Here is a 22477-nt window from a genome sequence, read left to right as displayed (position 1 = left end):
TGATGAAATTCCATGTTAAACGATGCTGTAGGCTTCAAACATAGTTGAAAGCTTTAATTATTTAAAGTTTTTGACTTTAAACCTTAAAAGTACTTGCGTTTAAGGGTTAATATGGGCTATACTATTATGGTATCTGTCCGGGAATCAGGCTGTTGTAGATGACGTGAGCAGCATGTATCCCGGATGTTGTGAGTATGGAAGAGGGTTTAAAGTATGATAGTTACTCTGATTGAGAAAGTATATAGTTTTCTGTGGGGAGATCTGGTGCAGATTCCACTGCCGGGCGGCAGCACTCTGGGGATTTCGCTTCTGATTATATTACTGATTCCTACAGGAATTTATTTTACGGTTCGGACGCGTTTTCTGCCGATTCGCCTGTTCCCGGATATGGTGCAGGCACTGGTTGAGAAGAAACAAGAAAAAAACAGTCTGTCTTCATTTCAGACACTGATCGTTTCGACTGCAACCCGTGTCGGTATGGGAAATCTGGTCGGTGTTGTTGCGGCAATTTCGGCAGGCGGCGCCGGTGCGGTTTTCTGGATGTGGGTGACGGCAATTATCGGTTCATCAACAGCTTTTATTGAAGCGACACTGGCACAGCTTTATAAAGAAAAAGATCCGCTGTACGGAGGTTACCGCGGCGGTCCGGCGTATTATATTCATGCATATGTAGAAGAAAAACAAAAGAAAAAGAGAAACAAAGTGGTGATTTCTGTGTTGTTTGCAATCTCCGGTCTGATCTGCTGGTGCGGTATCAGTCAAGTGATCAGCAATTCTGTTGTTTCTTCATTTAAAAATGCATTTTCCATTCCGCCGATCTATATGACGGTAGTACTTGTTGCTGTGGCTGCTGTGATAGTGCTTCGTAAAGATGCGACAGTTAAGATCCTGGATATGGTAGTGCCGGTCATGGCGGTATGCTATTTTGCAATCACGATTCTGATCATTGTGATGAATCTTGGAAGTTTACCGGGTGTTTTTGCAAGAATTTTTGAGGAAGCATTTGGATTCCGACAGGCAGCAGCCGGCGGTTTTGGCGCAGTCCTAATGAATGGAATCAAACGTGGACTGTTTTCGAATGAAGCAGGTTCCGGATCTGCTCCGTGTGCGGCAGCAGCGGCAGAATGTGACCAGCCGGTCAAAGCCGGATTGGTACAGGCGCTCGGGGTATTTGTGGATACGATCGTGATCTGCAGCTGTACAGCATTTATCATGCTGCTTGCGCCGGAAGAAAAAGTTACAGGACTTTCCGGAATGGATCTTCTGCAGACAGCAATGGAACATCATCTTGGCCGTTTTGGTGTGATCTTTATTGCGGCGACGCTGTTTTTATTCAGTTTTTCAACGTTTCTGGGCATCCTTTTTTATGCGAGATGCAATGTTGCATATCTTTTCGGAGATAACTGGGCTTCACAGACTGCATACAAAGTACTGGCGCTTGTGATGCTGTTCATCGGCGGCCTTGCAGCATATACATTTGTGTGGGATCTTGGTGATGTTGGAATCGGACTGATGACGATCTTTAATATCATCATTCTTTACCCACAGGGTGAGAAGGCTCTGAAAGAACTGAAAGAATACGAAAAAGAAAAAAGAAAATGAAAAACACAAAGAGAAAGCATTTGAAACTATGTCTGTTGTTATTGTTTATGGTTCTGGGATGTTTTGCGATAACCAATGTCAGGACGACAACGGTGCAGGCATCATCGCGAACGTTCAAATCAAATGGCAGAACCTATATGGAAAAGCATAATGACAATACACTTAATACGGTATTGTATCAAAAAGTTTCCGGACGTTACAAACAGGTTGCGAAATCGTCAACATATCTCATCTACAGATTTTCTTATGGAAAGAAATTGTATTTTTCAAGTGCTGACGATGAAACTTCTGATATACCATGGGTAATTTTCGAACATTTTTTGGGGATGTGAAAAAACTCAATCGAGTTTTTTCACATCCCCTTTTATTTCATATATACCATATAATCAACAGGCTGTATACACTACAACCTGCCTTCATAACACTTTCTAAAATATTCAATACTGACTTGTTTTATCTATATGCCTGTAATGTAGGTGTTGTGCGAATCTTAAGTGGTGTATCAACGCCTTCTGCTGTTGTTACTGTATACTTTATTACCTGTGGTGAACCTGCTTCTACTACGAGATCAACATTATAACCAACCTCAAGATTATCATACTCATCAGTTGTTATCTTAAGGCCATTATTAGTCTCAAAGTTAGCTATAGTACCACCTGCTGGTGCGAATAAATGAACAAATCCTCTTATTCCACCATCGAATCCACCAAGAATATAGCCACCTGCTCTTGTTATATTGCTTCTTTTAATTGTATTAGTTAATGTCACAGTAATATCATAGCTTCTTGTTCCATCTGCATTAATAACAGGCTCACTCATCTCTGTATCAATATTTAAGAACCAGCCTAACTTACAAGGCTCATATAAGCTGAAGAATACTCCTGCTTCTGGATTAGCCGGGTCATCATTAAGATTTCCTGAACAGCCTGCATCCTTAGCATACTGCTCTTCCTGCTCATCTACAAACCAGAGCATAATTGTGTTCTCCTCAACACCCTCATTAAACATATCTACATATTCATTAATTCTCTTAAAATCAAAGCCTGATACCAATACTGCCATTGCCTGCTTGGCTGTCTCTGCAAAAAGACCGTCAACATAATCATTAGCCTCTCTATCATCCATACCCGTATTTCTGTCACTAAGATACTTATAATAAAGCTCATACTGTAATACTGATACGGCATTATCACCATTAAGCTCTGTTCCATCAGGAAGTGTAATTGGTCCTGATATTCTAAGAACCTTCTGTATAATAGTCGGTGTAAGTGAGAGCACACCATCAACGCTCTCACCGTGCTTAGCTTCATAAGCCAAAGCCCATATCTGAGCAGCTCTTTCAAAATCAGGGTTAAAACTTGCATCTCTTGAATAGATTAACGTATCATTAAATATCTTTAATTCTTTTCTTGTAACATTAGCTTCATCTGGTGGGTATGTTGCCAATACATCATTAACAGGATTAAAATCTCCAATTGACATTACACCATCTTCAACCCTTATTGTTCCGATTGAACCTGGGAAACCACCTGCAGCTCTTATCTCTGCTGTATTCTGTGCAGCAAGAAGATATACCTTATCACTTCCATCGCCGATAAATGCTTTCATTAATGGAATGTAATCTTCATAATCTGTGTACATACTCATAAGTGATGTTATCTTATCACTATAAGAAGATATCATTGTTCCCATACTTCCCGGAAGTTCAACCTTGTTCATCTTAGCAGTCATATTATTAACCACTGGCTGTATCTGCTCTAAAAGATCAAGATAGGCATTAATTGTTGTTACACTAAAACCATCACCTACTTTAAGACCTGACATAGGGTATTCTGATATTGTTGCTACTGCCGGCTTTATAATATCATCTGATGCATCTTCAACAAGTCCTATAAGTGTATCTACTGACTTAACATACTTTCCTGCAACCGGAATGTGGCTTGCCATCTTCCACAATGGGCTTGATAATGTCTTGCTTATCTTATAAGTTGTATTGTCAAGCTTTAATACTGCTGTATTAGCTGCCTCAGCATCCTGGGCTTTTACAGCTCCAAGCATATCATTCATCTCTGTCTTTAATTCATTAGCATTCTTTAACATTCCCTTGGCATCAGATAAGCCTTTAACACCCATAATTCCTATAATAACAACAACCGCAGCTACTATTGAAACAATTGTTATAGTACGTTTCTTTTTCTGCTGTTTTGTTAATCTCTTCTTACCACTGTGGCTGTGATGTTCCCCACTGCTATGGTGGCTGTGATGTTCCCCACTGCTATGGTGGCTGTGGTGTCCTTCACTACTATTGCTGCTGTGATGTTCTGAATTATTGTTACTGCCCTCTCTTACATTGTGACGGCTGTTATTGTTAGCTGTATTACTGCCAGTATGCTGGACATTGCTTCTTCTATGACCACTGTTCTGGCTGCTTTTATTATCCACAGTGTTCTCACTGTTTAAGTTCTCATTGTTATCTTTATAATCATTATTGTTCATTACTATCCATCCATTTCCTATTATAAAAAAGAATGTGCTGAGCACGTTCTCGCGACGAGTGCTGTCGCTTGCGACAAACTACAGCTTCACGCGAGTGCGCATAACTGGCACATAGTGCCTTTTATTTAATAGGAAATTATATTGGAATTTCCTATTAAATAAAAAAATATGAGCAGTACTATAAGCCGGGTTATGTCCAGCCAGGCTTTGACCTGACTACTGATGATCATCTATCTAGACCTGCTGTTACCAGCAGGCTCAAGCAACCTACCTAAAAGCACGACGGGCAGCCGTATCGCTTTATATTTGGTCTTGCTTCGAATGGGGTTTACATAGCCAGTATTGTTACCAATACCACGGTAGTCTCTTACACTGCCTTTCCACCCTTACCAATAAGCTCAACACTAAGTGTTAAGCACTGGCGGTATATTTCTGTTGCACTAGCCTTGGAGTCACCTCCACCGGACGTTATCCGGCATCCTGCCCTGCGAAGCCCGGACTTTCCTCACCTGCGGTCTTTCGACACTTGCAGCCGCGATCATCTGTACTACTCACATTTATTAATATTATTAAGTTAATTGTAACTTTGTAAACATCTAACGCCTACTTAATGAACATAGCATCCCCAAAACTAAAGAATCTGTAACGTTCTTTTACTGCAACTTCATAAGCATTAAGAACATTTTCTCTTCCTGCAAGTGCTGACACAAGCATTACAAGAGTTGATTCTGGGAGATGAAAATTAGTTATAAGACAATCTATTGCCTTAAACTTATAACCTGGATATATAAATATTTCTGTCCAGCCACTCTTAACTGGTATATGTCCATTTTCATCAGCTACTGATTCAAGAGTTCTTGTGCTTGTAGTTCCTACAGCAATAACTCTTCCACCATTAGCCTTGGTATTATTAATTATATCTGCTGCTTCTTTATCAACCTGATAGAATTCTGAGTGCATATGATGATCAAGTATATTCTCAACCTTAACTGGTCTGAATGTTCCAAGACCTACGTGAAGAGTAACTCTTGCAATCTTCACTCCCATATCTTCTATCTGTTTAAGCAGTTCTTTTGTAAAATGTAGTCCTGCCGTAGGTGCTGCTGCTGAACCCTCGTGCTTGGCATATACTGTCTGATAGCGGTTCTTATCTTCAAGCTTATGTGTGATATATGGTGGAAGCGGCATCTGTCCTAGTTCATCAAGAATTTCCTCAAATATGCCATCATAACTAAACTGTATAAGTCTGTTACCTTCCTCAACTATATCAATAATCTCACCTGTAAGCTTTCCGCCACCAAATACTATCCTTGCACCAACCTTGCATTTCTTTCCTGGCTTAACAAGGACTTCCCACGTATCCTGTCTGTCTTCGAGTCTTTTTAACAAAAGCACTTCAATGGCAGCACCTGTTCCTTCTTTCTCACCGATAAGTCTTGCAGGTATAACCTTAGTATCATTAATTACAAGGCAGTCACCCGGCTTAAGATATTCTGTTATATCCCTAAATATCTTGTGTTCTATAGCTCCTGTGTTCTTATCAAGAACCATCAATCTGGAGCTTGAACGGTCTGACAGAGGGTCTTGTGCTATAAGTTCCTCTGGCAGATCATAATAAAAATCATGTAAATCCATAATAATCCTCTATTCAGATTGTGCACTCTATTGCACACTATACTCACGAATTCGCACTTATGTGCTCCATCGTTCTGCTTCGCATAACTATTCGTTCGTTAGTGGCTCAGAAAAAGCAAATGCCTGCTACGCAGTCGCTTGCTTTTTCTTTCGCTCACTACATACGAAGTTCGATTCCATTATCACTTAAGTCTTTATATATCTTCTCCATTACTGGTGTGATATCCTTATCCTCAAGTGTTCTGTCCTTAGCTCTAAAAGATATTGAATATGCTACTGACTTGTAGCCCTCTTTAATCTGGGCACCTTCATATATATCAAATAACTTGTAACTCTCAAGTATGCTTCCGCCGCGTTTCTCGATTATCTTCTCAATCTTTCCTACAAGAACTGACTTAGGCATAACCATACTTATATCCCTTGTAACTGCTGGGAACTTGGCAATACCCTCAAACTTTCTGTCAAAGCTTGCCATCTTAGTTACAATTGAAAGGTCAATAACAACAATATATGTTCTGTCGCCTAATGAATAAGTATCTGCTACATCTGGATGTAATTCACCCATATAGCCAATCTTTGTTCCATCATAGATAATCTCTGCCTGACGTCCTGGGTGAAGGAATGTAATTCCTGCCTCTGGATTGTATTCCGGCTTAACTCTCATTCCAATTCTTTCAAGGAATTCTTCAACTACACCCTTCATCTGGAAGAAATCAACATCTCCAAATGCTCCAAGCGTGAACATAACTCTCTCATCTGGAAGCTCGTTAACATCATCTGCTGCAAGATATACCTTTGCAAGCTCATATAACTTAACATTCTTATTACGTCTGTTATAGTTAGTTGATAATGATGTAAGCATACCATTAACAGGAAGTGTTCTCATTATTGAGAAATCTTCTCCTAATGGATTAGAGATAACCACTGTCTTTCTGTATTCTGAGTCGGCCGCAAGCTTAAGCTTATCAAATACCTTAGGGCTTTCAAATGAATATGTCATAGCCTGTGAGAATCCACAGAACTGTGCAACTTCACCTGCTACATCTTCAATACTTCTCTCAAATGGTATCTTACCCATTGTTGTAGAACCCTTTGGAAGTGTTGTAGGAATATTATCATATCCGAAGAATCTTGCTACTTCCTCTGCAATATCTGCATCTCTGTTAAGATCCTGTCTAAATGTAGGAATAATAAGCTCATTAGAAGCTTCATCATATTCTACTTCAAGTCTCTTGAAATATGAAAGCATATCTTCCTTTGATACATTTGTTCCAAGAAGTGCATTATACTTATCTGGTTCAAATGATATTCTCTTCTTAGATACCGGCTCATCATATATATCAACAACACCGCCAACTACTTCACCTGCACCTAACTGTTCTATAAGGTCACAGGCCCTGTTCATAGCTTCAAGTGCAAGCTCTGGATCTAAGCCCTTCTCAAACTTACCAGAAGCATCTGTTCTTAAACCAATCTTCTTAGTTGACTTTCTTATATTAGTTCCATCAAATGTTGCAGCTTCAAAAAGCATTGTCTTAACATCATCTGTTATCATTGAGTTCTCACCACCCATAATACCAGCAAGACCAATAGCCTTTTCTCCATCACATATAAGAAGTGCTTCTGAATCAAGTGTTCTTTCCTGTCCATCAAGTGTAACGAACTTCTCATTCTCAGCAGCAGTTCTTACAATAATCTTCTTATCAGCGATTGTATCATAATCATAAGCGTGCATTGGCTGACCATATTCTGTCATAACATAGTTAGTAATATCTACTATGTTATTAATAGGTCTGATGCCTGCTGTCATAAGTCTGTGCTGCATCCACTTTGGTGATGGAGCAAGCTTTATATTCTTAACAACTCTTGCTGTATATCTCTTGCAAAGCTGCTTAGCTGCTACTTCAATCTTAATATAGTCATTAACATCTTCGCTATTGCCTGTAGCATTAACAACTGGAGGATTGAATGGCTTTCTGAATGTAGCTGCTGCCTCTCTTGCGATACCAAGGATACTATAGCAGTCTACACGGTTGTTAGTAATCTCATATTCAAATACTGTATCATCAAGTCCAAGATATTCTACAGCACTCTCTCCTACTTTGGCATCATCACCAAATATATAAATACCATTTTCTGCTGCATCTGGATAGAATTCTCTTGATGAACCAAGTTCTTCAATTGAACACATCATTCCATAAGACTCAACGCCTCTTAACTTGCCTTTTTTAATCTTAATTCCATCTTCTGGAAGTGGACTTCCATCGTGTCCGCCAGCCACACGTCCGCCGTCAAGAACAACTGGAACTTTCTGTCCACTTGTTCCTGGTTCAATATTAGGAGCACCTGTAACTATCTGAACAGTTTCATTTCCTACATTCACCTGACATACTACAAGCTTGTCTGCATCTGGATGTCTTTCTACTGAAACAATCTGTCCTACAACAATTTTATCCAGATTTTTATCAAGCTCATTGAAACATTCTACCTTAGTACCTGAAAGAGTCATAGCATCTCTGAATTCCTGATTTGTACACTCTAAACCTGGAACAAGGTCCTTTATCCATTTAATAGATGTATCCATACTTATCCTCCACTTATTATTAATTAGAACTGCTTTAAGAATCTTGTATCATTCTCGTATAACAATCTCATATCATCGATTTCGTATTTAAGAAGGGCAACTCTTTCAAGACCTACGCCAAACGCAAAACCTGTATATTTATCTTTATCAATTCCGCACATTTCAAATACATGTGGGTGAACCATTCCGCAGCCAAGTATTTCAATCCAGCCCTCACCCTTACAAAAACGGCATCCCTTGCCGCCACATTTAAAGCAGCTTACATCCATCTCGGCACTAGGCTCTGTGAATGGGAAATGATGTGGTCTGAACTTAACCTTAGTATCTTCACCGAATAACTCCTTAGCGAATTCTGCAAGTGTTCCCTTAAGGTCAGCAAATGTTATGTTCTCATCAATTACAAGACCTTCAACCTGATGGAAGCAAGGTGAATGGGTTGCATCAACTTCATCTGCTCTGTATACACGTCCAGGTGAAATCATTCTTATTGGAAGTCTGCCTTTTTCCATAACTCTTGCCTGAACAGGTGATGTCTGTGTTCTAAGAACAACTTTATCATTGATATAGAATGTATCCTGTTCATCTTTTGCTGGATGGTTAGCTGGAATATTAAGTGCCTCAAAGTTGTAATAATCATATTCTACCTCTGGACCTTCTACAACTTCGTATCCCATTCCTATAAATATCTTTTCTATTTCTTCACGCGCAAGCATATTAGGATGTTTATGTCCAAGTTCAGCTTTCTTGGCTGGAAGTGTTACATCAATTACCTCTGCCTTCATCTGAAGCTCTCTCTTCTTGGCAGCAAGCTCTTTCTTGGCAGCCTCTAATACTTCTTCAATTGCCTGTCTTGTTTCGTTGACAATCTGTCCAACCTTAGGTCTGTCCTCAGGAGCTACCTCCTTCATACCCTTTAAAACTTCAGTAAGCTCGCCTTTTTTACCAAGAAAAGCAACTCTGATATCATTTAACTTATCAAGAGAATCTGTTGCCTTTATCTGTGACAACGCATTTTCTTTGATTGCATCAAGTCTTTCTTTCATCTTATCCTCCTTCTTGCGCTATTTACACATTGTTAATCATTTCGCAAAAAACCACTCTCAATTGTAACACAATGCTCATATTTCGCAAGTATTATTTTAATTATTCTTATGTCTTTTCTCATAAATCTCAAGAACCTGCATAGCTTCCTTGGCATGCACCTTATTCTTTTTAGTCACATTTTTAATATTATTTCTTGCATCTTCTATTCTTGATTCATTATATTCTATCTGTTCTCTTAACTTCTGGCGTCTTATGGAAAGATTATGTCTTACCTCTACCATCTCTTTAGGATTAAGTATCGCCTTAACTTGTCCTATCCATATATGTGTATCAATTACACCAAGCTGTCTTAATATATCTGTAAGCTCCGCTTCTGCCTCATTAAGATTACTTGTTATCTCAAGTATTTTACGTTGTTCATCTTTCATCTCAACATATGCCTGAAACTTCTGCTCAAGCTCAAATGCACTCTTTACCGCATATTTGCTATATTCATATTCAAGCACATTTACAGCATTTACATACTTTATCTTGTACTTATTAAGAAGTGCTGTTGCTTTATTAAGCTTTACCTCTGTCACATACACTTTTCGTTCTGTTGATTTAAGATAAGCAAACAGACCAAGCGAAAGCGTAAGTGCAAGTATTACAACTGTTATGAACATTCCAATGTGTTCATCATCTGGTGAAGCCGCTGATATAAGAAGAAATATAACAAACACCCCTACAAGAAGTGCCAGCATAAGTACTGAATACTTCTTAATTCTAAGCTGTTTTTTCACAAGGTCATTTGCCTCTATACGATACATTGACCTCTCACCCTTAATCATTCTTACATTCTTTAATACTGTATTGTAATCTTCTTCATCGTGCCTCAGCTTTACAAGTGCCTCTGGAAAATCTTCCTCATAAGATTCCATCATACGGTACACTTTGTTGGAAAGCTTGTTCTCCGGTGATTTAAAAATACGCCTGTCAACCGACAGATTATCAACACGGTCTGCCGCATACATAAGCTTAAGCTTTATATCTTCCGGTGCATTCTCGATTCTTTGTATATCCTCATAATAATCAGTTACACTGTCATATTCTACCTTGGCATTTTCTATATATCTTGAAGCTTCCTCCATAATATCACACTGGCTTTTAACAAAGCTCCCAACCTCTGAGCCTGTAAATCCTGCCGTGTCAACCTCTTCAAGATTATCCTGCGTATTATTGACCGCTCCGCCAAGATTAACCTTATCAACTGTTCTTATAAGCGTCTGTGCCTGTATACTGTTAAGCATGTGGTCATATTTTTCTTCTTCCTTTAACACATCTGCCTGCTGTTTCTTAGTCTTTTCTGTCAGCCCTCTGAATTCATCAGCAGATGCATCACTGCCAGCCGTCTTATATAATTCTTCTTCCAGATCATCATTATGATTACTGCCAGTATACGAACCCACCTGATAGCTGTGTATCATATCATTAATAGAACGTTTATTTCTAAATCCATTCTCATCTTCATACACAAGCTCCTCAAGGTCTTTTAAATCCTCATCACTGTCATAATTATTTTTTAAGAATTTGAATAATCCCACTTGTCTTATCACCTCGCAGTATATTTATAATAATCCTGTTTCCAATTGGTAAGAATATCATCTAATACTTTATGATACCCTGCCACATCTCCTGCATTTTTATACTTCTCTGTGTCATTAAGCTTTCTAATCTCGTCCTGATACGCAGCATTATCCATAAGCTGTTCTATCTTTCTTCTTATGATATACTCCTCCTCTGGCACATCTTCATTAATAACACTTCCGTCTTTATCCATAAACCACTTTGCCGCAAGGTAACACTTGTATGAATTCTTATGCTGTCCTATCTCATATGCTTTCATAAAGCTGTATGAAGCCTCATTATATAAGAACATTCTTGCAAGTGCAACACCCATATTATGGTACACACCTGCTAAGAACGCTGCCGGGGCAGCATTGCTGTATTCATCTATAATCTGCTTATAACAGTCAACCGCCTTATAGAAGCACTCATTAGAAAGAAAACTGTCCCCTCTTAATCCAAGTCTTTCATAAGCATTCTGATTATCAAGCGTATTCAGTATTTCGCTTATCTTTTCAATCTGTTCCAAAGAATAATAATCAACTGATTTAAGTATTGTGACAAGCATACTTGCCAACAGCTCATTATTACTTTTCATTATGGTTAATCTCTGGGCAAGTGCTGTATTTCCCACTTCATCCCTAAGAAATGTTATAAGCTCATCATTGATAAAATCATTAGTAAGTATATATATATTATTGTAAATATAATAACACAGTTCTTCTTCTGTATACAATCTGATACCTGACTGCATTATATATAAAGGATTGTCTGCAACCTTCCCCCTGCACAAAATCATTGCACTCATACATCTGCCTCACTTAAATCCAGTTCTTCAACTATAACACTATCCGATGCCTGATATATCTCACCAAAACCAAGGTCTTTTACTGTAACAATACATTTATCCTGTGAAGATGCCTTTACATTCATTGATATTCTTGTTGTCTTTCCTTCCCTGTAAGGAATAGAGCTTATATCAACCTGCTTTTCTATATATTTTCCGTCCGGCCATATAATCTGGAAATTTATAACCGACACATCTTCAATAATAAAATCAATTGTTCTTTCTGCCATATACCAGTTAGTTCCCATTTTGACAATTCTAAACTTCATAGGACGTCCGTGTTCTGATATATCCGTTTCAATATCAGCTTTTATCCTGCCATCTGTAAGAAGGCACACATTACCAAATACCTGTGGAGATATATACTCCAACGCTGCAAAGCACGCACCTCTTACATATAAATTCTGCCCAACAAATGCTTTTCTTCCTGCAACTAATACTTTGGTGAATTCATCTGGAAGCCTGTCCACATCAAATCCCATACCTGTAAGATATACACTTGAAGCCCTGTGCTTCTTAAAATATTCTGTCATATACAAGGTAACGGAATGTGAAGCCTTTTCTATTGTACTTCCTTCAGGCTGGCTTAATGTATGCTCCTGTAATATGTACTGCATATCACCAATCTTATTGCAGTACAATCTGTATACATCAATTCCCGAAGCATTGTAATCCATAAGCACTGTACCATTCTGATAAAGTTCCTTCTTCTGGCTGTACGCATAATATGCAAAGCTTTCTATTCTGCTTATTATCTGGTACTGCTCATTTGCAACACCTGCATTGTACAGCTCCTCCTTTACAATCTCCAGTGTATCTTTGGTAAAATCAGGAACAACAACACATATAGAAGCTACACTGCTGGCATTTTTCTTATTAATAACAGCTTTTATATTCTCTGATAATGTTTTGTCTTTTTCGGTATCTGCTGCCACTGGTGCTTTTAACTCACTGTCATACACACACATCTGTATATTATCCTCAAGCAGCTCCACTCCTATTATCAAATCTGTATCGTTCATAACTATCTCCATTCTTAGCAGGAATTTAGTCTTACTGCCTCATATTCTCTGGTACAAACAACTGCTTTGTCACATAATCTTCTACTGCATAGCTTTCCATAAGCTTCTTTAATGTAACCATATCCCTTAGCTCCTCGCTTGCAAGACATTCATTAATTGCATCAAATCTGCCCTTATTATCTCCATCATTAAGGTTATCGTACAATATGTTATATTCCTTCGTATTAGTGTCTGTTCCAATTGTATAATTATATATAACCTTGTCGTTATAGAACAATGAAAGTCTGTATGTAAATACTCCGCAGTTATCACATTTCATAACTGCACTTGCATATTCTTTAGCATCATTAACTTTATAATTAATGACAACTTTATTATCAGGATTGCCATAATACTCAATCACTGTAACACCACATGCATTATACGGTATATTAAGAACACCATTAAAACGTTTATAATAATCATAGATTATCTCTTTTGCACATAATTCATCAAGAATCTTCTGTGCTGTGTCTTTAATATCTGGTTTATTCAATTCTTTTATATTCTCTGATACTTTTTTAAGCCACGCAGCAAGGCATATTACAGGAATACCAATCTTATCTTTGTAACATTCTTTTACAACCGTAAATGTTATGTCACTTACATTTTTTCCTTTAATAAAATATAAAAATGAATTATAAGCTATATATGCTTTGGCTATCAGCTGTGATGCACCTTTATTATAATAATCTGTAAATACCTGTGTAAGCTTATCATAATAATCTTTATCCTGAGTAAACATATACTGTGAGATAACCCTCTCAGAAAGATTTTTAATATTTACGCCAAAATCAGATGCACTCTTCCACAACCTGTACATATCCTTGTCTGAACCATTATAATTATCAACCATATATTCAAGTACCAGCTCATTATACAGATGATTCCTGAACACATATTCACACAATATATCTTTATAGCTTTCCTTATTAACCGAAGCAGTAAGCTCGTGTACTATGAACTTAAACATCTTGCCTGCTGGAACTATTGTATAGCCGTAGCGTTCCATAAGTTCCCTTGCCTCATAATACATTCCGTACTCCAAAAGTATTTCAATAAGCCCCTGTGCCGTATTGATATCAAGACCATCTTTAATAAGGTCACTGTACTCATCATTAAAGGTTTCACCTTCATAATATTCTTTATAATATTCAATAAGCCACGAATTAATAAGTTGTCGGTATTCGTATGTAACTCCTTTAACCATCGCCGCTTTCTTATATATAGATGGTGTATCCGCATTATATATATGCTTCTTTCTGCAATAATCTGCTCTGAATAAAGCTATATATGGCTCTTCAATGTCATATTCATCTAACAATGTTATATCCAGTGGTTCTTCTAATATCTTTTCTATCTCATAATTGACAGTGTTTCTTCTTATAACTCCGTCCGTACAGATAAATGCCATAGAACAGTTAGAGATATAAAGCGGAATATATATATCATTGCCTGTCATCTCATATATTGCAGGCTCTTTCATATAGCCGCATTTTACTATAACAGCTTTTACTTTACTGCAATCAGCAGTTACACGATACATAAATCTTAACTTAACCGCATATTCTGCTGTTTCATTATTGATAAGCTGTGGCTTTAAAAATTGTCTGTAAAGATACATAAGGTCATTATTGATACAGCCGGCCTTTAACTGCTCATAAACATACAGTTCTATCATCTGCTCGTACGAATCATATATATCCTTATAGAATGCTTTATTATAGACAACATTGGCATATAAGAAGGACTTCCATTCATAATTAATACCTGAATCATATGTAAAATACAAAAGGACAATTCTTGGAATTCTCACCTTTATATCTTTCTTTATGCTTGCCATATAGAACTCATATAATCTTGTTATTCTTATGCCTCTAAGAACCGCTTTCTCATAAAATGGAAATGCTTCCTCACCAGCTATTCCTTCCCTTACCATATGTGATATTAATACTTCTAATATGTCATCTTCTTCATATATTGTATAAAGTTTTTTTAATATCTCTATATTATCTTTATTAGTAATTCTTTCATTGGCAATTACAGCCGCTGCCTGCTTTGCAAGCTTTTCTGTAATCATATTGTACTTTATACCAAATGCTATCACCTGAATCTCAAATCTGTTAAACAGCCTTAACAGCTCTGGCTGTGCATTATATATATTAAGTGCCTCTAAATACATAACCGGGCTTATACAGCCATCATTAAAGCAATCCTTTATTCTTATAAGCTTAATGCTCTTGTTATTCTCAGACTGTCCGTCTATATAGAATAATATCCACAAAAGCACCCAGCTGTCATATCCGTGTTCATAACACTCTGTAACTATCTGGGCTACATCTGATGTATATCCTGCATCTTTTCTTTCAAGCGTGCTTACATAAAGGTAAAGACTGTATAACTCAATATGATTATCAACATCGCTTAATACCCTGTCCTTAATGTTCTCAAGAATTCTGCTTCCATTGTAATCATCACCTGATATAAAATTAACACCCGCCTGCAATACGTCAAATATTATGTCCGATTTCTTCAATCCACGAACTCTGTCAAGAATTTTATTAGTGTTAATAACCCATTCCTGCTTGGTTATGCGTTTCATTCTGAACTGGAGATATTCTGCTGTAAGCCTGCTCTTTGCAGTTCTTATCTCTCTGTGTTCATCAAAGCCGCTGTCATTAACAATCTCTTTTCCATTTATTGTAATCTCTATTACTTCCTGATGACTGTAAGAGCTTATTATAATATACGCATAGTTATTGCCTGCATGAAGAAGCTTATCATCTATTATATAATCCAGCTCATATACATCACCTATGAAATCATCAGAAGTTATTATTCCTCTTTTCATCTTAATAAATGGTGCTTCACACTGTACGTCAAGCTTTATATAGCCCCAGCCGTTCTTTTCTATAATTATGCTGTCCTTTTCGTTAGCACCATCTATATTATAATCTCTTATATTATTATCAACACTGAAAGTAAGAGCAGACTTTTTCTTAATTGCTATTAAGAACTCCTCCATTGACTCATATACATTTTCTCTGTCATACAGGACATCGTAAAGATTATTTAATACATCATCACCCTGTAAGAATATTTTTTTGAATTTATCGGATCTGTATAAGCTTACTGCTTCTTCTTTATTAACCTGCACAAGATTAGTAAAATGGAACAGGTTATCCGCTTTTCCAAGGCTTGTATCTACTGTTTCTTTAACTGCTGTAAAGCTGTATAATACCTCTTTCTCTCCAGCATTAGTAACAAGCGTGAACTCTCCTTCTATGCTGTCCCCCTCTGAAAGTCCCCTTGCATCTATAACGTATTTAATATCACTGTCTTTTCCCGCAAATGACGGTGTAAGCACTGTCACCTTGGCATTATCAGAGTATACTACCCCCTTAATTACATCTTGCGCCTGTATATGAAATTCTGCATTATGTATTGTGTCACAGATAACATCTTCTATAATAACATCATCAGGTTGTATTATATCTGGAATGTCATATCTGAACTTTCCTCTTGAAAGTCTGTTAATATACTCTCTCATCAGTTCTACGTCTCCGAATTAATCTTTTTTAAATGTGTCTTTATCTGCTTCTCATAGCCATTATCTGTTGGTTCATAGAACTTTACGTCCTCAAGTCCATCAGGTAAATACTGTTGCTTCACATAGTGGTTAGGATAATCGTGTGCATATTTATAACCTATGCCGTGTCCTAACTTTGAAGCACTCTTATAATGTGCATCCTGCAAATGTGCCGGCACAGGTGCTGTCTTGGTTGTCTTAACAAGTTCCATAGCCTTGTCAACTGCCATATAACAAGAGTTGCTCTTAGGTGCACAGGCAACATATAACGCCGCCTGTGAAAGAATTATCCTTGCCTCCGGCATACCTATCCTCTCAACTGCAAGTGCTGCATTCGTAGCAACAACTAATGCGTAAGGGTCTGCATTGCCTACATCTTCACTTGCACATATCATTATTCTTCTTGCAATAAACTTTATATCTTCACCTGCATATAACATCTTTGCCAGATAATAACTTACTGCATCAGGGTCAGACCCCCTCATACTTTTAATAAATGCTGATATGGTATCATAATGATTATCACCCGTCTTATCATATCGGACAGCCCTTTTTTGTATACACTGTTCTGCTGTCTTTAAATCTATATGTATAAGTCCGTCATCTGACCTGTCAGTTGTAAGTATTCCAAGTTCTATCGCATTAAGTGCACTTCTTGCATCGCCATTTGCTATATCAGCAAGAAACTCCAAAGCCTCATCATCTATGTCAGCCTTGTAGCTTCCCATACCTCTTTCTTTATCGTATACAGCTCTCTTTAGTATCTCTTTGATATCTTCCTTTGACAATGGCTTTAACTCAAATATTATAGACCTTGAAATCAAGGCTCCATTAACCTCAAAATATGGATTTTCTGTTGTTGCACCAACAAGCACAATAGTTCCGTCTTCCACGAATGGCAGAAGATAATCCTGCTGCCCCTTATTAAACCTATGTATCTCATCTACAAAAAGTATTGTCTTCTTACCATACATTCCAAGATTATTTTTCGCCCTCTCTACAACATCTTCCATCTCTTTCTTGCCTGCTACTGTAGCATTAATCTGACAGAAATCCGCACTTGTCGTATTGGCAATAACCTTGGCTAATGTAGTCTTTCCAGTTCCAGGAGGTCCATAAAATATAATAGAGCTTAATTTATCCGCCTTTATAGCCCTGTATAAAAGCTTATCCTTACCAACAATATGCTGTTGTCCTACAACTTCTTCCAAAGTTCTTGGTCTTAATCTCATTGCAAGAGGAGAATCATTCTCCTGATTAGTCTTTCGCATATAATCAAATAAATCCATAATTGTGTCCTTGTGATTCCCTTAATGAATATTATTTAATAATATAGCATATTATACGGCAAATGGCACTACTTTAATTAAAGTAAGCTTTTAAATATTTTCTTAACCGTGTCCATAAAGCCTGCTGTATCAACATTTTCGCAGCTTATTATCTTAACACTTCCAATATAAGCCTCATTGTAATAATATTTAATAGTGCCTACCTCATCACCCTCTTTTAATGGAGCTTTAATATTATCATTAATTATGCACTCCCGTCTTATATCATCATTGTTATATTTATTAATGAACATATATGAATAGTCTTTTTCCTTTGTTATCCTAATCTTATCCTGCCTGCCAGATGAGATTTTAATACTCTCTGTATCAAGCGGTTCTTCATCTTTATATATACTGCACACACTAAAACCATAATTAAGAAGCGTTATCGCATCACTGAATCGTATCTTGCTTGTCGGTGCCGCCATAACAACTGCTATAAGATCTATTCCGTCTTTATTGGCTGTTCCTGAAAGGCAGCAGCCTGCCTTGCTCGTTGAACCTGTCTTTAAGCCTGTGGCATAGGCATACTGTTTCATAAGCTTATTAGTATTGGTAAGCACGAAATCCTTCTCGCCTTTTCTTGTAATGTGTGTTATGCTTTCCATCCATATACTGCTGAATTCTTTTATCTGTGGGTGGTTATTAATAAGCTCCCGGCTCATAACCGCTACATCTCTCGCACTTGATGTATGTCCGTCTACATCAAGTCCACAGCAGTTAATAAAATGTGTGTTGCTCATTCCTAGTTCACGGGCTTTCTCATTCATTTTATCAACAAATACATTCTCTGCCCCGCTTATGTGTTCTGCCATTGCAACACAGGCATCATTAGCACTTGCCACCGCTATACACTTAATCATAGTCCTGACACTCTGTATCTCTCCCGGCTCAAGGAACACCTGGCTTCCGCCCATTGAAGCCGCATATTCCGACACAGTTACCGGGTCTTCCATATTAATGCTTCCGTCCTCTATTGCCTCAAATATAAGTATAAGCGTCATTATCTTTGTTATGCTTGCAGGTGCAAGAACTGTATCGGCATCCTTTTCATATATTACCTGTCCTGTCGCCGCCTCCATAAGTATCGCAGAAGGTGTATCTATGTCTGGTCCTGATACTTCCTCTGCACAGCAAAAAACAGGTACAATAACAGCCGTAGTAATTAACATAATTATGGCTGTTATTATACCTGTAATTCTTTTTATATGTCCTGTTCTGTCCTTATGTCCTGCTTTATCTGAATATTCTGCTAACACTTTCATATATCCGGACATAATAATAACCTCTTATAACATTTGTTATTATATATGTCCTTATATACCCTATTATACCTTAAAGTCTTAGAATAATGCTGTAATATCTGTTCCATTAATATACAATTGTTTTAATGTGTTCCAATCCACAGCCTGTCCACTGTTCCTATCTGGCTCTTTGAACCACCCTTTAAATCGCAAGAATATAATGTCTTATCAGAACCATAATAATACAATCTCTTTCTGTAAAGACTTGTATCAGATGTATTAACTGTATCTGTAACATTTCCCATAAGCACTTTCTTAGCTGATGGTGTCTTTAAATAATACTGTCCGTCATTATCTATATAAGTAATAGACTCTTTTGTATTATTAATAAGCGATAAGCTTCCGTCCTTCACATTCTCTGCAATAACAGTCTTATCACCCTTCACTGCATTGATAAGCTTTGCCTCTGAATTAATGTAGACAAGTTCACCCGAGGCTTTTAAGAATACTATACTCTGCATATTTCCTATGCTGTCAAGTTCTTTCTTATCTGACACCATTCCGTCTTTATACTTTGCATATGACACTTTTTTATTGCCTACCCAGTATATGTAATCATTCTTACTGTCAATAATATATGTCATATTAGCACCATCAATGCCATCAAGCTGCTGTGCCAAGCCATTCTTAACACTAACAATATAATTATTGTCCTGTGAATTATATATATATTCATCAGCCTTGTCAGATGTATTCAGATGTCCTGCACCTTTAGTGTACACACCATCTGTATCACTTAATGGATATATATTATCCACATTATCTGCCACATATGTCTGCTTCTTATTGCTATAATTGTACTGATATAGCCTGTTATCGCCGTCAAGTATTATAATTGTATCGCTGTCACTGTATACATATGCCTGCGTAAGACTGGCTTCTATTGTATCAGTCTTTCCTATAAGACTTCCTGAACTTTTATCATTGGTAATCTCTGCCATAGACAGCTTAAGTCCACCTGTCTTTCCTGTGTCATTGATAGTTTCTGTTTCTTTGTAAATAATTGTGCCTTTATCTGAAATATAATATATCTCGTGTGCATATATATTATTTACAACTTCCACACTTCCATCCTGTGACCATACATATAATGAATATAATTCATCTTCATCATTATACACATCTGCCGCATAATACTTGCCGTCCGGACTTGCCGCACTTGAAACCACACTGTCCTTAGATATATTTTCCGGCCATTCCGGTGTATAAAATGTAACCTCATCAAGACCAAATAATGCATCCTTAACATCACATATATACTGGCTTTCAAGTGAAGATACATCATATATGCGGCTTCCATCACTCATATATATATGTGAATTCTTCCTTAACAAAACAGCCATAATTAATGAAATAGCAGCTATCGCCACTATAACAATGGCGACAGCTACTCCTGCTTTCTTATATGAATGTTTTGTCTGTGGTCTTATCCTGCTATCTATCTTAATATTATTATCTGCCTTAACATTATTATCCGTCTTAGCATTATTATTTTTTCTGGTCTTAGCCTTTTCCTGCTGGGCTTTTCCTTTAGCTTTACTGGCAAGCTTTTCACTGCCAGCCTTTAACTTATCAGCCACATCATTAAAATCAACTTTAGTTATATCAAAGACACCTTCATCATAATTCTTTACCTTATTCGAACGCTTCTTTGCACGCTTTCCCTGCTGTATTGTCTTGCCATCTTTATCAGATTGTTCTGATTCACCAGACAAAACATTGCCAGCTTCTTCTGCACTGTCTAAGACCTTCTGTGTCTCTTTTCTTGCAAGACTTTCTTCATATGCTTTACGTCTAGCCATATAGTCACTGCTGTTAATCTTAATTACAGGTCCATTACATCTGGGACACTCATTGCCCTCATATTCTGTTCCACATTTAACACATTTCATAAATTAATACCTATATTAAAATGTAAACTTGTCTTCAAAATATGCCTTAAGATCAGAAATCTTAACTCTTTCCTGCTGCATAGTATCTCTATCTCTTACTGTTACAGCATTATCTTCTTCTGATTCAAAGTCATATGTTATGCAGAATGGAGTACCAATCTCATCCTGTCTTCTGTATCTCTTACCGATATTACCCCTGTCATCAAATTCACAGTTGTAATACTTAGAAAGTTCTGCATATACCTTCTCTGCACCTTCATTAAGCTTCTTAGAAAGTGGAAGGATACCAACCTTGACTGGTGCTAATGCTGGATGGAAATGAAGAACTGTTCTTACATCTCCTCCTTCAAGTTCTTCCTCATCATAAGCTGCACAGAGGAATGCAAGTGTCACTCTGTCCGCACCAAGTGATGGTTCAATAACATATGGAATATACTTTTCCTTAGCTTCGTCATCAAAGTATGACATATCCTCGCCAGATACTGTCTGGTGCTGTGTAAGGTCATAATCTGTTCTGTCAGCAATACCCCATAATTCACCCCAGCCAAATGGGAATAAGAACTCAATATCTGTTGTTCCCTTAGAATAGAAGCAGAGTTCTTCTGGTGAATGATCTCTTGCTCTCATCTCATCATCTTTAATTCCAAGTGCCTTAAGCCAGTCTATGCAGTACTGTCTCCAGTAATTGAACCATTCAAGGTCTGTTCCAGGCTTGCAGAAGAACTCTAATTCCATCTGCTCGAATTCTCTTGTTCTGAATGTAAAGTTACCAGGTGTAATCTCGTTACGGAATGACTTACCGATCTGTCCAATACCAAATGGCACTTTCTTTCTTGATGTTCTCTGTACATTCTTAAAGTTAACAAATATACCCTGAGCTGTTTCTGGTCTTAAATATACTGTATTCTTAGCATCTTCAGTTACACCCTGAAATGTCTTGAACATAAGGTTGAACTGTCTTATATCTGTAAAGTTGTGCTTGCCACAAGTTGGGCAGCATATATTCTTCTCATCAATAAAGTTCTTCATCTGTTCCTGTGACCATGCATCAACTGAACCTTCTATCTCATAGTTATTCTCATCTGCCCAGTCTTCAATAAGCTTATCAGCTCTGAATCTTTCGTGGCAGTCTTTACAATCCATAAGAGGATCAGAGAAACCGCCAAGATGTCCTGAAGCAACCCAAGTCTGTGGATTCATAAGTATTGCACAGTCAACACCTACATTGTATGGGCTTTCCTGTACGAACTTCTGCCACCAGGCCTTCTTAACGTTATTCTTAAGCTCAACACCAAGGTTACCGTAATCCCATGTATTAGCAAGTCCACCATAGATTTCTGAACCCGGATACACGAATCCTCTTGCCTTTGCTAAAGCTACTATCTTTTCCATTGTCTTTTCCATATCAATAATCCTCCTAAAGATACAGATGCCATCTATTGATAAGGTGATAATGTACTTAACACATATACACCATAATATTTCGCATC

At 37.5% G+C, this 22477-nt stretch carries 14 protein-coding genes and 1 other RNA gene; 2 read left to right on the top strand and 13 right to left on the bottom strand.

Translation table 11 applies throughout. From position 1 onward, the window contains the following. Nucleotides 1-213 precede the first annotated feature (213 nt). Nucleotides 214-1602 carry an alanine/glycine:cation symporter family protein gene (locus tag WMO42_RS08305; RefSeq protein WP_055174131.1) on the top strand — a complete coding sequence of 463 codons (1389 nt, stop codon included), beginning with the start codon at nt 214-216 and terminating at the stop codon, nt 1600-1602. Continuing rightward, nucleotides 1599-1934 (top strand): hypothetical protein, encoded by a 336-nt coding sequence (locus tag WMO42_RS08300; RefSeq protein WP_156333722.1) that lies wholly within the window; start codon nt 1599-1601, stop codon nt 1932-1934. Before WMO42_RS08305 ends, WMO42_RS08300 begins: the two co-directional genes overlap by 4 nt. Nucleotides 1935-2055: 121 nt before the next feature. Here WMO42_RS08300 and WMO42_RS08295 read toward each other — a convergent pair whose 3' ends face one another. The 13 genes from WMO42_RS08295 to WMO42_RS08235 form a co-directional block, all read right to left on the bottom strand. Further along, entirely contained in the window at nt 2056-4098 is a 2043-nt protein-coding gene (locus WMO42_RS08295) for a DUF4012 domain-containing protein (protein ID WP_349192017.1), read from the bottom strand. A 165-nt stretch (nt 4099-4263) separates the two neighbouring features. Then, nucleotides 4264-4652, bottom strand: an RNA gene (rnpB, locus tag WMO42_RS08290) — RNase P RNA component class A. Nucleotides 4653-4701: 49 nt separating this feature from the next. Then, complete coding sequence (gene queA, locus WMO42_RS08285) at nt 4702-5733, bottom strand: tRNA preQ1(34) S-adenosylmethionine ribosyltransferase-isomerase QueA (protein ID WP_055174128.1); 1032 nt, start codon at nt 5731-5733, stop codon at nt 4702-4704. Nucleotides 5734-5890: 157 nt separating this feature from the next. Next, the gene (pheT, locus tag WMO42_RS08280) at nt 5891-8317 is read right to left on the bottom strand and encodes a phenylalanine--tRNA ligase subunit beta (protein WP_022503217.1); all 2427 of its coding nucleotides are present in this window, start codon (nt 8315-8317) and stop codon (nt 5891-5893) included. A 23-nt stretch (nt 8318-8340) separates the two neighbouring features. After that, nucleotides 8341-9360 carry a phenylalanine--tRNA ligase subunit alpha gene (gene pheS, locus WMO42_RS08275; RefSeq protein ID WP_022503216.1) on the bottom strand — a complete coding sequence of 340 codons (1020 nt, stop codon included), beginning with the start codon at nt 9358-9360 and terminating at the stop codon, nt 8341-8343. 96 nt (nt 9361-9456) lie between these two features. Next, complete coding sequence (locus WMO42_RS08270; protein WP_349192014.1) at nt 9457-10944, bottom strand: hypothetical protein; 1488 nt, start codon at nt 10942-10944, stop codon at nt 9457-9459. A gap of 8 nt (nt 10945-10952) precedes the next feature. After that, nucleotides 10953-11774: a hypothetical protein gene (locus WMO42_RS08265; protein WP_022503214.1), complete on the bottom strand. Its 822-nt coding sequence runs from the start codon at nt 11772-11774 to the stop codon at nt 10953-10955. Further along, the gene (locus WMO42_RS08260; protein WP_090139913.1) at nt 11771-12835 is read right to left on the bottom strand and encodes a DUF5716 family protein; all 1065 of its coding nucleotides are present in this window, start codon (nt 12833-12835) and stop codon (nt 11771-11773) included. Before WMO42_RS08260 ends, WMO42_RS08265 begins: the two co-directional genes overlap by 4 nt. 31 nt (nt 12836-12866) lie before the next feature. After that, nucleotides 12867-16424 carry a DUF5717 family protein gene (locus tag WMO42_RS08255; RefSeq protein WP_349192012.1) on the bottom strand — a complete coding sequence of 1186 codons (3558 nt, stop codon included), beginning with the start codon at nt 16422-16424 and terminating at the stop codon, nt 12867-12869. A gap of 5 nt (nt 16425-16429) precedes the next feature. Next, complete coding sequence (locus WMO42_RS08250; RefSeq protein WP_022503211.1) at nt 16430-17752, bottom strand: replication-associated recombination protein A; 1323 nt, start codon at nt 17750-17752, stop codon at nt 16430-16432. A 77-nt stretch (nt 17753-17829) separates the two neighbouring features. Further along, a complete protein-coding gene (locus WMO42_RS08245) occupies nt 17830-19068 on the bottom strand; it encodes a D-alanyl-D-alanine carboxypeptidase family protein (RefSeq protein WP_242854090.1) in 1239 nt (412 codons plus the stop codon). 110 nt (nt 19069-19178) lie between these two features. Next, a complete protein-coding gene (locus WMO42_RS08240) occupies nt 19179-20987 on the bottom strand; it encodes a hypothetical protein (protein ID WP_055174124.1) in 1809 nt (602 codons plus the stop codon). Between the two features lie 15 nt (nt 20988-21002). Further along, the gene (locus WMO42_RS08235) at nt 21003-22391 is read right to left on the bottom strand and encodes a glycine--tRNA ligase (RefSeq protein WP_022503208.1); all 1389 of its coding nucleotides are present in this window, start codon (nt 22389-22391) and stop codon (nt 21003-21005) included. Nucleotides 22392-22477 lie beyond the last annotated feature (86 nt).

The sequence above is a fragment of the Lachnospira sp. CLA-JM-H23 genome (assembly GCF_040096425.1).
Taxonomy (GTDB): Bacteria; Bacillota; Clostridia; order Lachnospirales; family Lachnospiraceae; genus Lachnospira; species Lachnospira rogosae.
This window is presented reverse-complemented; position numbering and strand designations above follow the sequence as displayed.

Bases quoted from the DNA above. Each gene is read 5' to 3' on its own strand.
- WMO42_RS08305 (WP_055174131.1), top strand. From the start codon at position 214: ATGATAGTTACTCTGATTGAGAAAGTATATAGTTTTCTGTGGGGAGAT.
- WMO42_RS08300 (WP_156333722.1), top strand. From the start codon at position 1,599: ATGAAAAACACAAAGAGAAAGCATTTGAAACTATGTCTGTTGTTATTG.
- WMO42_RS08295 (WP_349192017.1), bottom strand. From the start codon at position 4,098: ATGAACAATAATGATTATAAAGATAACAATGAGAACTTAAACAGTGAG.
- queA (WP_055174128.1), bottom strand. From the start codon at position 5,733: ATGGATTTACATGATTTTTATTATGATCTGCCAGAGGAACTTATAGCA.
- pheT (WP_022503217.1), bottom strand. From the start codon at position 8,317: ATGGATACATCTATTAAATGGATAAAGGACCTTGTTCCAGGTTTAGAG.
- pheS (WP_022503216.1), bottom strand. From the start codon at position 9,360: ATGAAAGAAAGACTTGATGCAATCAAAGAAAATGCGTTGTCACAGATA.
- WMO42_RS08265 (WP_022503214.1), bottom strand. From the start codon at position 11,774: ATGAGTGCAATGATTTTGTGCAGGGGGAAGGTTGCAGACAATCCTTTA.
- WMO42_RS08260 (WP_090139913.1), bottom strand. From the start codon at position 12,835: ATGAACGATACAGATTTGATAATAGGAGTGGAGCTGCTTGAGGATAAT.
- WMO42_RS08255 (WP_349192012.1), bottom strand. From the start codon at position 16,424: ATGAGAGAGTATATTAACAGACTTTCAAGAGGAAAGTTCAGATATGAC.
- WMO42_RS08250 (WP_022503211.1), bottom strand. From the start codon at position 17,752: ATGGATTTATTTGATTATATGCGAAAGACTAATCAGGAGAATGATTCT.
- WMO42_RS08245 (WP_242854090.1), bottom strand. From the start codon at position 19,068: ATGTCCGGATATATGAAAGTGTTAGCAGAATATTCAGATAAAGCAGGA.
- WMO42_RS08240 (WP_055174124.1), bottom strand. From the start codon at position 20,987: ATGAAATGTGTTAAATGTGGAACAGAATATGAGGGCAATGAGTGTCCC.
- WMO42_RS08235 (WP_022503208.1), bottom strand. From the start codon at position 22,391: ATGGAAAAGACAATGGAAAAGATAGTAGCTTTAGCAAAGGCAAGAGGA.